The 12,996-nt window shown below is 44.0% G+C and carries 4 protein-coding genes; 3 read left to right on the top strand and 1 reads right to left on the bottom strand.

Annotation, left to right across the window (positions count from 1 at the left end; genetic code table 11):
• Positions 1-217 precede the first annotated feature (217 nt).
• The 3 genes from ASV53_RS00085 (at position 218) to ASV53_RS00100 (ending at position 11,370) form a co-directional block, all read left to right on the top strand.
• Entirely contained in the window at positions 218-7,291 is a 7,074-nt protein-coding gene (locus ASV53_RS00085) for a tandem-95 repeat protein (RefSeq protein WP_094955643.1), read from the top strand.
• 843 nt (positions 7,292-8,134) lie between these two features.
• A complete protein-coding gene (locus ASV53_RS00095) occupies positions 8,135-10,318 on the top strand; it encodes an alpha/beta fold hydrolase (RefSeq protein WP_094955645.1) in 2,184 nt (727 codons plus the stop codon).
• A 5-nt stretch (positions 10,319-10,323) separates the two neighbouring features.
• Positions 10,324-11,370: a hypothetical protein gene (locus tag ASV53_RS00100; RefSeq protein WP_094955646.1), complete on the top strand. Its 1,047-nt coding sequence runs from the start codon at positions 10,324-10,326 to the stop codon at positions 11,368-11,370.
• A 548-nt stretch (positions 11,371-11,918) separates the two neighbouring features.
• Here the strand turns inward: ASV53_RS00100 and ASV53_RS00105 are convergent.
• Positions 11,919-12,812: a helix-turn-helix domain-containing protein gene (locus tag ASV53_RS00105; RefSeq protein WP_094955647.1), complete on the bottom strand. Its 894-nt coding sequence runs from the start codon at positions 12,810-12,812 to the stop codon at positions 11,919-11,921.
• Positions 12,813-12,996 lie beyond the last annotated feature (184 nt).

Here is a 12,996-nt window from a genome sequence, read left to right on the forward strand (position 1 = left end):
TTCAAGGCAAGTTCTGTGGTTGCATTATCATTTATTGATCAATATCTCATCTCTGTGAGTGTTGTTTTTTTGACAGTAAGTGTGCGTAACTTCTAGCTTTTGTTATTTATTTGGCTTTTGGTGTTTAGATATTTGCTAAAGCAATAAGGGTGTTCTTAATTTTATAAAGAGAAACTTACTTTGTATGCGAACACTGACATGAGCACGGAGGCCAGTGATGGCAAAGAACAAGCATCAAGACAAGCATGACGCGAAAGACAACACACTCAATGATGCGGTTGAACACAATGCGACGCCAGATGAAAGCAGCGATGAACACCGTGCTCAGGACAGGCAAAATCAGCAAAGTACCATGGCGTCTACAACGGCAACGGGGGCGGAATCAGCCGATCAAAATACCCAAGCAAACATGGCTTCTGATGATGGAGCTGGTGCCGCTAAACAGAGTGGTCGAAGTGGACAGCGTCGCGCACAAGAGAGCCAGTCAAAAGATGAAGACCCAAGCGGGCCGCGCAGTGGTGACAATCAAGGTGAAACGCCAGCGTTAGATAATGGCCGAGATGGTGAAGAGATTGGTGGTGGCGGTGGAGTGGGAGCGCAGGCTGTTGGAGGTGGTAGTTCACGTGGTGAACGTGCGAAGAGTGATGAATCATCAGCAGAACAAAATCAAGCCTCGCAACAAGGTGCAGATCAACAGTCGGGGGCGGGAGGTGGCGTAAGTCCTGCCGCTGCAGAATCGAAGGCCGAAGATTTTGATACGGCAACCACCAGTGAAACCTTCCAAGTTGATGTTGCCAATGCACAAACCAAAGAGCTTGCCGTTGAAGACGATTTTGATACTGAAACCGTCTCGCAAACCTTCGAAATTCAAGTTGAGAATGTGAATGATGCGGCGGTGGTGACTGATACCCTCATTGACGGTACAGAAGACACTAGCATTACCTTCACCCAAGAAATGTTGCTTGAAAATGCCACTGACATTGATAGTGATCAGCTGACTGCGGTGAATCTGAGTATTGATCCCGCGTTTGGTGACGTCGTTGATAATAAAGATGGCACATTTACTTTCACACCAGCCGATGATTACAACGGTGAGGTGCCATTTACCCTCGATGTGGATGACAACGATGGCGCAGTGACCCCAGCTGCTGGCAAGGTCGATCTTGCCGCCGTCAATGATGCCGCCACAGTGTCAGAGACTGTGATTGAGGGTGAAGAAGATAATACGGTTCACTTCACGCAAGCGATGCTGCTGCAAAATGCATCGGATGTCGATAGTACAAATCTGACTGCACTAAATCTCCAGATTGATGAGCAATACGGTAGCTTAGTTGATAATAAAGATGGCACCTTTACCTTTACGCCAACTGAAGATTACAACGGTGATGTACCTTTCACTTTTGATGTTGACGATAACGACGGTGCTGTTACCTCGGCAACGGGCAACGTTAACCTTGCTGCGGTTAATGACGCACCAGTATTGGCTGAAACTTCGTATGTAGTGAATGAAGATGGCTCGATTAAAATTACCGAAGCCTCTTTGATCGATAATGCCACAGATGTTGATGGCGATGCGTTATCTGTCGTTAAGATCACCACAGATGAAAACGGCCACATAGAGCAAAACGTCGACGGTGATTGGATCTATACGCCTAACCCAGATTATAGCGGTGATGCCAACCTCACCATAGTGATTAACGATGGCACCGTTGATGCTGAGTTTACGGCACCAGTGACCATCACCCCTGATGCCGATGAACCTTCGTTAACGGTGTCGTTAACCGATATGACGTTAGTGGAGTATGGGCAAGGGCATGATAGTGCACTAACAGGCTGGCATACCGACAACGCCAACAATGCGATCGAAATCCACCAAGATTATGTCTACGGTGTGGGGGATAACCGTGGCGGCGTGATTGAGTTGGAAGCCAATCGTGGTGATGAATCGAATTTATATACGACACTCGATGTTAAAGCGGGTGACGTTGTCACGTTAGAGTTCGATATGTCTGCTCGCTTGCATTATGAAGGAACAGACTCTCAGGTCGATGTGTACTTTGAAGGGCAGCTTGTTGATACCTTGATTGAAGATGATGCGGGTTGGCATCACCATAGTTATCAATTTACCGCGACAGAAGATAACCCTCGATTAGAATTTGATTCGCCAGACGACAATAGTTTGGGGGGCTTGTTGGATGCGATCAGCATAGAAAAAGTGATCAGCGAAGATCAAGCTGTGCCGATTAACCTCGATGCTTCACTAACCGATACTGACGGCTCTGAATCTTTACAATCATTGGTGATCGACGGCTTGCCTGATGGCGCAACGCTAACTGACGGTGTGAATACCTTTACGGCTAGTGAAGATGGTGATAGCACCGATGTGGCTGGGTGGGATGTAAGCCAACTGATATTCCAAGGTGCAGAACACTTTAATGGCGATGTTGCATTAACTATTTCTGCTACCTCTGTCGAAAGCAGTACCTTGCAAACGGATTCGCCTGAAACGGCAACTACCACGACGACGCTTGATTTTCATGTTACAGCGGTGAACGATCCCGTTGTTATTGATGAAAATAGCCCACTGCAATTCAATACCCTCGAAGACAGTGAAATTATCATCACTGAAGCAGCATTACTGGCCAATGCGAGTGATGCTGATGGTGATAACCTAATGGTGACTAACCTTCAGGTTGATAATGCCAGCTTCAAAACGGTGATAGACAGCGAAACAGGTGATAAATCTTTCGTTGTTACGCCAAATACTGATGTGAATGGTGATTTGTCGATCAGCTTTAATGTCAGTGATGACAACGGCAGCGTGGTGTCATCGGATGCGAGTTTGGTCGTTGCCGCGGTGAACGATGCTGCCAAGGTAGATGACCAAGCCTTCACCATGAATGAAGATGGCTCGTTAACCTTTACAGATAAGGATTTGTTAGCAGGAGCGACAGACGTTGATGGTGATGATCTAACGGTTGAGTCGGTGAATTATAACGGCGCTGATGGTGTCTTTACTGATCATGGCAACGGCAGCTATACCTTTGCCCCTAACGAGAACTTTAACGGTGAGGTGGATTTAAGCTTTGCTGTGAATGACGGCACCATTTCTACGCCTGCCAATATCGATATTACCGTCGATGCGGTTAATGATATCCCTGTGGCAGGGATGACGACTTATTCGGTTGATGAAGACGGTATTTTAACCTTCAATGACAAACAACTACTAGCCAACAGCAGTGATGTCGAAGGTGGGGTCAGTATCGCTGACGTGAGTTATAGCGGCGAAGATGGCATCCTGACAAATCATGGCGATGGCAGTTATTCGTTTGCACCCAATGCCAATTTTGATGGTGACGTTGCGATTGATGTGACCGTCAAAGATGAAGAAGGGGCAACGGCGACAACAACGGCGAATGTTGATGTACTGGCGATAAACGACAGCCCCGTAGTCAGCAGCAATGTTGCTTATAGTGTGAATGAAGATGGTTCTATCACTTTAAGCCAAGCGCAGCTTTTAATGCATACCACAGATATTGATAGCAGCGAAACCTTAGTGGCAGAGAACCTACAGCTAGAGGCCTTTGGTCAGGTCACTGCGAACGAAGATGGATCATTTACGATCGTACCAGCGGAGAACTTTAATGGCGATTTAGATCTAACCTTTGACGTAACCGATGGTGAATACACGGTTTCGACAGGCTTAGATCTAACAGTCAACCCAGTCAATGATCCTGTGGTGGCGAAAGATGATGATCGCCTAGATGGCTCAGACCCTATGATCCGCCTAGATGCAGCCCCTGAGCATGGCTCGGTACAGTATCAAACTGAAGAGGGTGATTGGGCTGATATGGTTGTTGGCATTGAATATCCAGCCGGTACCCAAGTGCAGTTCACGCCCAATACCGAAGAAATCCAAGCTGATACCCGCGATATTCGTATTGGTAGCTTTGATAGCAATACCGATACCAACGTTTTTGATGGCAAAGCCAAAGTAGAAGATTGGGGGACTGTCGATGGTGATACCGCTGTTTATCAAGAAGATGGTGTGACTGTTACCACTCAAGTGAATACAGGTGAATTAGCCGCATGGAATGGTGCGGGTAGCCATGTGGGTGCTGGAATCGGTAATGAAAGCCGCCAAGGGTTAGATACTAATGAATTGCTGACAGTGACGGTCGAAGGGGAAGATGTAAACCAAATTACTTTCCAATTAGATGGTCTTGGTGGCTATTTTGATGAAACCAGTCGTCATGCAACCGAAGTGATGATTAAAGCCTATGATTCTGATGGCAATATCATAGATGCACAAGGGGGCTATCGCGAGTCGGGTGAATACCAAGATGAATACGTATTTACCACAGATGTGCCAGTGCATCACTTTACGCTAGGGACAACAGGCAGTAATGGCACCTATGTGGTGCAGAATATGACGGTGTCTCGTACTATGTCTGAAGAGATTCAGATGACGACGATCCAACCCGATGGCAGTGAAGTGACACATGCCATGAATTTGGATCTGAATTACAGTACCGCAGATCAAACGCTGGATGTGACCGATCAGCTTGTTGAAGTCAAAGAAGGCATTCATTCACGCGCCATTGAAGTTGAAGAAGATGGCCAGTTGGTGATCGATCCCGCTGATCTCTTACTGAATGATACTGATGTAGATGGTGATACCTTAACAATCGTAGGGGTTGAAGCGACAGATGATACTCACGGTAAGGTACATCTTGATGAAGATGGTAATGTCGTCTTTACACCAGAACCTGATTACAACGGTCCAGCCTCGTTCACCTATACCGTCTCTGATGGTAATGGCTCGACAGATACAGCGACAGTGTCTGTTGACGTCACTCCGGTTGAAGACGAACCTGTTGCACCTAACTTGAGCTTCAATGTCGATGAAGATCAAGTGCTAGTGATAGACCCTGCTTATATCCTCAAACAAGCCAGCGATGCTGACGGTGACAAACTGACGTTAGAAGATCTGTCATTAAAACAGCCGCCTAATGGTCAATTACAGCTTCAGCAAGATGGGATGTACCACCTTATTACGCCGCCTGATTTTAATGGTTTAATTGAGCTAAATTACACCGTTTCTGATGGCGATGATAAAACCGAAGGCGCAATGAAGGTGGATGTGCTGCCTGTTAATGATGCGCCATTTAGCAGCGGTAACGCTCACCTAACGACCCATGAAGATGGTGCTTTTACCTTTAATGCTAACGATATGCTGGATCTGTTTGGTGATATTGACGGCGATGATCTGGTGATCTCGCGCATTATTACAGCCGAAGGGGAAGACGGTGGGAAGGTTGATGAAAATGAAGATGGCAGTTGGACCTTTACCCCAGCAGAGGATTATTCAGGCACAGCTGAGCTGCAAGTTGAAGTAAAAGACCCTGATGGTTTAACCACCATGTTAGAGATGCCTGTTTATGTGCGTCCTGTCGCTGACGGCGCGGTGATCACGACGGATCATCAAGGCCCACTTGTTTTTGACGAAGATTCCTCGGGTTTACTTGGCTTAAATGTTGAGATGATCGACGCGTCGGAACAACTGAGCCACTTAGTCATAACTGGCTTCCCTGTCGGGTTTGAAGTGTCTGATGGCGTGAATACCATAGTGATTACAGAAGAAAACCAAGTGCTTGATGTCACAACATGGAGCATGGACGACTTATCACTTACTCCGCCTCAAGACTTTACAGGCAGCTTCTTTATCACAGTATCAGCGACAACGGCCGATTATGGTGAAGAGTCCTCCAGCCAGGTCTCGCAACCAACCGAGTCGTATGCTGATTTTGATGCCACAGCAGGTGACACCTTGGTGCTATCCATGGCTGATTTACTGGCTATGGCTGAGGGTATAGAAGCGGGTAAAGGAGATGAGGTTGAGGGCGTTCATTTAATTGATCGCAGCCAGGGCGAGCTGGTGGATAACAATGATGGTACTTGGTCATTTACACCTGCTGAAGGCTTTACGGGGGATGTCGATTTTGCCTATCAGGTGATAAATGATGGCAATACGATTGATGTGCAAAGCACTATCGCTGTAGCGGAGCAAAAAGAGGCTGAACCAAACAAAGATGAGGGAGGAAAAGGGCAAGATAATGAATCACCACGGGTAGATAGTATCGCCACAACAGAGCTTGATGTAGGCAATACCTTAACCTTTGATGACCGAGATCTATTGGCGCAACTGTCTGATGCTGATGGCGATACGTTGAGCATAGAGTCTGTGCAGCTAATCTCAGGGCAAGGCATATTAGAAACAAAGGGTGAGGGAGAGTACCGTTTCTCGCCAGCTGAGGGGTTTAACGGTGAAGCGCAAATTGCCTTTATCGCCTCTGATGGACAAGAAAGCATTCGCAGCCACTTTAATGTAAATGTCGCTGAACCTGAATCGTCATTGATGCTCAATGAACATGGAGCGCTTGAGTTAACACCAAGTGATATTTTGATCTCGCTGGGACTTGATGACAGCCTTGATGTAGCAGCTGTGGATTACCATGGCGAAGCTGGCACCTTAATCGAGGACGGTGAGGGTGGCTGGATGTTCTGGACGGATGAAGAGTTTGATGGGAACCTTGAACTTGATGTCACCACCTCCGATGGCGAAAGCAAAACGCAGCACGACTTAACCCTGACGGTGGATGAGTATCGCGATCCTGATGCTGCCCCTGAAGTATCGTTGTCTACCGAGCCCGAAGCAAAAGATGTCGATACGCAAACGCGGACCGCTGAGGGCGACCAAGCTGAAGGGGGCGCAGAAGATAGCCAGTCAGAAGACGCCGATCTCAATGCTGCACCAGGTGGTACGGTACGTGTCGATATCCCTGATGAGGTTGCTGATAATCCCGATGTTGATCAGGTTGAAATTAGCAACTTGCCAGAAGGGGCCACCATATCAAACGGCATTATGAATGATGATGGTTCTTATACCGTGAGCGGCGATTTATCGCGTCCTGTAACCATGACACTTTCCGATGAGCATGAAGGGACAACGACAATCAACTTTGAAGGCCAGACGGATATTGGCGAGCCTGTTGATGGGGCGACGGGCGAGCTAGTTATCGATGTTGATGATGCGCATGCCATGCAGTCTGGTCAGAGAGCACAAGATAACCCACAAGGGATGCAGGACGAGGATAGCCAAGGCGGTGATTGGACGCAGGGTGACAACAGAGATGGCGGCATAGATCTGATGGATGATAGTTCATCGTATGACAATGATGACCACTCGGCTCAGCAAGATGACCATAGTTTGGTCGACGATAATGTATAGAGACTTTCTTTAAATAAACAAATAAACGAAAAGCGCGCAGAAATTATTCTGCGCGCTTTTTATTGTGCGCCGAGCATGGTGTTGATCTAGGAGGTGAAAGTCCTCTACGGGCTCAGTCGAGCGAGAACCGTTAGCCTATAGCTTTAATTCACGACTATATTTGGACATAAAAAAGACCCCCAATAATTGGTTGTCCAACTATTGGGGGTCATTTCAAAATGCTGGGCTTTTTCGTATGTGCTGGGTTTAGAGGTGATTTGCACCAAGTCCACAATACCTAAAGCGTTCAGCTATATTCAAAAACGCTGAAACTACAGCGTTTTTTTCGTCTAAATTTTGTGATTAGAGATAGATGTGAAGCCTAGGTAAGGCTTTACTAGAGCGAAGCGAAAGCACGTACGGTTAACCATAAAACAACGGACTCAATGGGGTGGTGATTTCATGGTGATATGAAAGTTCAAAGTGCGGCTAAGCCATAAGACAATTAAAGGATATTTAACATCGAAAATTATTGGGTGTAAGTATCAAACCATGATCTATGGACGATATCGGTGGAATATGTGTGCTTCTTGACTACCAGCCCATTAAAGTGGGTAGATAGTGTTTCGTAACTTGCTTTTGCTTTTAAATGAGTTACGACCGCGATGATTTTGGAATCTTGATAATAAAACAACATGTAAGGGATTTGAACCTCAGCGATATTATGGAAGTGGTTATTTTGTAAAACAACCATTTAGTAGTCGCTTACTGTGTGGTAATCTTTGCGCAAACTTTCAAATGAAAGCTGTCATCATTCTCATTAAGGGCTAGGTGGCAATAGTTGTTATATTTTGGAGTTAACGGATGACAACATTAAGACTGATAGGGCTATTTTCATTTTTCCTTTTGACCGCTTGTGGTGGTGGAAGTGATTCTTCAGATAGTTCTTCAGATTCACGCCCTGTAATTACTTATTCAAATTATACGATTACCGCAATCGATGGGTATTTACAGAACGCAACAGTTTGGTTAGATACCCAAAACAGTGGAAAATTCGTTTCATCAAATCCTACAGCAAAAACTGATGATAAAGGCAATGCGATACTCAGTATTTCTAATACGATAGTCGCTAGAGATTACGCTGTTTTTGTTGAAGCAAAACAATCGGTCACATTCGATAAAGGTCTTGATAGGCTGATAACTAACAGCTTCACCCTCGCGGCCCCTGCAGGGGAACAAATCGCCACCCCTTTTTCGACTTTGGTTTATCTTAAGATGAAATCAGGACTAACTCAAAACGCAGCTATCGCCGAAGTATCCAATCAGTTACAGGTATCGGGCAGTAGGCTCTTAACTGATTTTATCGCAGCGAAAGATGAGCGTATGACATTAATTGCTGCTGATTTAGTTCGCCTCGATGTATTTCCTACCTCTGCACAACAACTGAGCAATGTAGCTTTAGATCCAACAAAATTGAATGAGGACATAACCAAATATGTCGATATTCAAAAGGATATAAATAGTTTTAAAGGTGTCGCGCGAAATTCTGATGGCACACTTGAGTTAGATACAGATATTGATGGTGTCGCTGATAGTGACGATAGCGATATCGACGGTGATGAAATTCCTAATGATAAGGATGCTTACCCTTATGAATTTGATCGTCTTACGGCCAAGAGTCCCGGCGAACTGCTGTTATCTCAAGCTATAGATGAAGTTTTATTAGCCGAACAATGGCATTACTATAAGTTGGAAACACCTGACGACATTTTGCTGAATGTAAGCTTGTCACAACTCACTGGCGACTTAGATCTATACGTTAAGCAAGATGCGCTTCCAACCAAGTTTGATTACGACTGTCGCTCTAATAAAAGCTATCAAAGTGCGGAAAAGTGTCTGCAAAGGCTTAAACAAGGTCAAACCCATTATATTGCTGTTGCCGCGCAAGAAGATTCTAACTACCGCTTACAAGCAGTGTTAGATGAAATTGTTGTCAGTAAAGTAAGCCTGTTGCTACACGGGCTCGCATCTAATACCGAGACTTGGGATAAGTTAGTCGATGATGATAGTTTTTATTCAGGCTCATGCCACATACTCAAGAGCCATGACGAGATAGAACCCCAGCCTCAAGTTAACAGCAACGGCGAGTCTTGTTTTAGGCTCAGCTTTGGTGGTTACGATCGCGATACAAACTTAAGATCAAAAGGGCTTGATGGTAAAACCTGTGTTTCTGCATTGGGTTGCAGCGGCGATTTTTCTCGTTTCGAACTCTTAGGCAAAGAAGTTGAAACTGCAATAGAACAGATAGTAGATAAACTCGGGAGCGATACCGAAATTATCCTGCTAGGGCATAGTCGTGGCGGACTTGCCGCAAGAGCCTATTTACAAAATGCAGCTTCAAAACACAAAGATTATGTGAAGGCATTGGTAACCACTGGCACGCCACATCAAGGCTCACCGCTAGGGCGCTTCTATCGCTTTATGGAACTTAACTGCTTACCTCAACGCAGCTATGATAACGATGGTGGCATGTGCGAAGATAACTGGGAAGTCATTAAAATGATGGCAGGAGAAAGATGGTATTTTGGTAAAAACTTAATGGACTTAAGAGCTCCCAGTATTGATTTTTTGTCACCAGAATCGACTGAAATTACTGACTTGAATAATAATATCTTAGCCCTTGAAAATGTGATAACCGCTCAACTTAGTTATCGCGGCACTCAGTTTGGCATTTTAGCTGAAAATATAGGTCTCGGTAGCGACTATGATCTTTACAAATATCAGCAATTTCTAGGTGGCGACCACCCTCACCCTAGTACCTTACGTTATATCGAGAATGGTGCGTCGCGAGAAAGCCTTATTGGTGATGGTATAGTGCCATCATACAGCCAACAGCTAAGCAATTTACTTGCACCTCATGGGCGTAACATAGATTTGTCTTTATCAAAAGACAGCTATAACGTGCTCCATACGGAGCAAACAAGCCAAATTACTGATCTGCATGCTATGTTTGAGTCGGTTCGCAGCTCAATTGGCTGGAGTGAGTAATTAAGATGAAAAAGCAATTAGCCATTGCTTTGACTGGCTGCGCAGTACTCGTCGCAATTTATTTTGCAGCAAGTACTGGTGGCCAAATACAAAGTAACGTTCAAGCTGACCCAGATAATTCGTTAATAACTGAAGTCGCCAACGATAAAACAGCGCCATTAATACAAGCTGACCCAGAGGAAATTGAGTTAAATCCAATAAATCCCTCTCCTAAGAAACATATCAAAGATGAGCAACAATCGGCAGTGAAAAGTTATGTGGTCTGGAATGAAATGAAAGAGCTTCTTGCTAAAGGTGAAGTGAATAATGAGCTTGAAAAGCAATTAATTGAGTCTTTAAGAAAAAAGCCTAATCAGCAGGTTTATGAGGAGTTCAAACAGTTACTCCAAATAGCAGATAGTAATCTTAATTCTAGAAACCAAGAGTATTTATTGAGCTTGCTTGCGGTCATTAACACTGAAGAGTCTGCTGGTTTGCTTCTTACTACTCTTGAAAACACAAAGATCACTGATTCCAATGCGATTTACGTAGCAAGGAAGTCACTACAAAAAATTTCGCAATCAGCAAAACATATTAACCAGTTAGAGGCGAGCTTTATGACGATGTCCAGTGACAACCTATTCTTGCCGAATATAGCGAATGGAATCGCTAAAAATGCAGCAGAGCAAAATTTTGACTTTTTAGTCGCGCAAGTTGATGCCGCTAACGAGAAGTCTCCGATAGCGATAGCGAGTATGACCAATATTACTAATGAACGATTGGTACCGCAGCTACAACAGTTAATCAATACCAGAGCTACCGAAAGTGAGTTATCGATTGCCTCTTTGAATACTCTTGCAAATATGGGGCAATACGAAGCTGCAGTCGCATTAATACAATGGAGTGCCCAACAGCCCGCGAGCTCAAAAGCATTCGTTGGCGAACTATTTTCTACTGCGAGGCAAAGAAGCCCGTCGGCATTTAGAGCAATAGAGAAGCAATTGAACAGGCAGCAATTTACCAGCTCAGAAATAAAGTCGGTTATCGAAGAAGTCTATTTACAAAGAAATTGATCCTGAAAAATACTTTGTGAATCTGTTTTACTTGGAACTGCTCAAATAATTCGCTTGTGTCTGTTCCTTACTATTGGCATATCTTGTCGCTGATAGTGTATTCAGGCGTGAGCACATCGCGCCTTATTTTCTATTTTAGCTCAAGGACCTGAGCAGCTGGGAATAATACCCTCCCACTACCGTATTGGAGTGAATTTTCTGGGTAGCTCTTGCATTTTGCTAACGAAGTTTTCCGATATTTTTCCTAATCCAAAAGCTTGCGTTAGAGATATTTTATCTAACGTGGTATTGCCCCAAAACGTGTTTACACAGGTCATGGTGGAAAGCTTGCTCTGAACAAACGTTATATTGGCTCGCTATAGATTGAGTTTCTTCGCAACCTGAGTTGCCACGGCGAGGATTTCAGACTCTTGCTGGGAAGAAATAGATGACATGTTGTAAAACAAAATACAGTCTTGGGGCTTCTTGTAGTTCCACTTCTCGAATATCGCCGCTTGTGAAGTGGTGGCTCATCTTGCCGGGTGAACGCTGTTGGTATGCCTCTTTAATCAAGCGTATTGTTTGCTTGATGGAATAATTTCTTTTCTGGCCTCTTTGGGCTTGATATTAAACTCTTTACTAAATGCTGCGCTAAAGTGACTGACATTACTGTAGCCTAAGATCATAGCTGTTTCAGTAACGTTATTATCTTTTAACAATTGCATTGCTTTATTCATTCGCTCTTTTTGGAAGTGGGCATAAATACTATCGCCGTACAGGTGCTTAAAACCTTTTTTAAGTTTACATTGATTTAAGCCAACGACATTCGAAATATTAGCAATAGTGGGGGCGATACTGAGATCTTTAAGTAGATAATTACGAGCGGACTCTAGCTGATATTTTTCTCGGGTAGAAATACCTTGGCTATTCTGTTTTGCCTTGAAAGCGTCAAGCTGCCAGTGAATAAACTCTAATACTGCTGAGTGTAATAGTAGTTTACAGGTTGGTCTTTCAACTAGTGAAGCAATATGGCTGGCTGTGGATTTCAGCTTTATACTGTTACAAGAGGGTTTTATAAAAAAATTCACATCGTTTAAATCAATGTTTAGAAAATGGTTTTCAACCAGAGTTCCAAGTAGCGCTGGTGTGATCATAATATCAAGGTTACAAAATGAAGGTGAATTTATTAAATGAAATGGCTCTCCGCAAGAAAAGCCCATTATCGCATCACCTTCATTTAACTCTATCAATGTATCTCGTATTCTGGCTTTGAAGCAGCCTTTTAGCAAATAATTTAGGTGTATATATTTATCATCACTTGGAAATGATGCATTAAGGCAATTGCAGTTAGAATGACAAATAGATACAGCTAATCCTGGCTGGATAATAATGTTCTTCTCCTCACTTTGATATTGCTGTGACATTTGGTCTAGAGGTAATACTGTAAAATCATTAGAACACATAACTAAACGCTATCCTTAGTTTATAACTTTCCCATCTATAAAAGAGCGTTACATATGACAATTCTGATACTATCAAAAACAACAATATCATGTAAATGATATTTATTCTCGTTTGTGGTTGGGATGTGAGGCAAGTAGAGATAATCGAAAATATGAGTGAATAGGGGAACAAATGGACTGAATT

It is taken from the genome of Photobacterium sanguinicancri (assembly GCF_002265265.1).
GTDB classification, from domain to species: domain Bacteria; phylum Pseudomonadota; class Gammaproteobacteria; order Enterobacterales; family Vibrionaceae; genus Photobacterium; species Photobacterium sanguinicancri.

Excerpts from the sequence above, each read along its gene's own strand:
- ASV53_RS00085 (WP_094955643.1), top strand. The coding sequence starts at position 218 with ATGGCAAAGAACAAGCATCAAGACAAGCATGACGCGAAAGACAACACA.
- ASV53_RS00105 (WP_094955647.1), bottom strand. The coding sequence starts at position 12,812 with ATGTGTTCTAATGATTTTACAGTATTACCTCTAGACCAAATGTCACAG.
- ASV53_RS00095 (WP_094955645.1), top strand. The coding sequence starts at position 8,135 with ATGACAACATTAAGACTGATAGGGCTATTTTCATTTTTCCTTTTGACC.
- ASV53_RS00100 (WP_094955646.1), top strand. The coding sequence starts at position 10,324 with ATGAAAAAGCAATTAGCCATTGCTTTGACTGGCTGCGCAGTACTCGTC.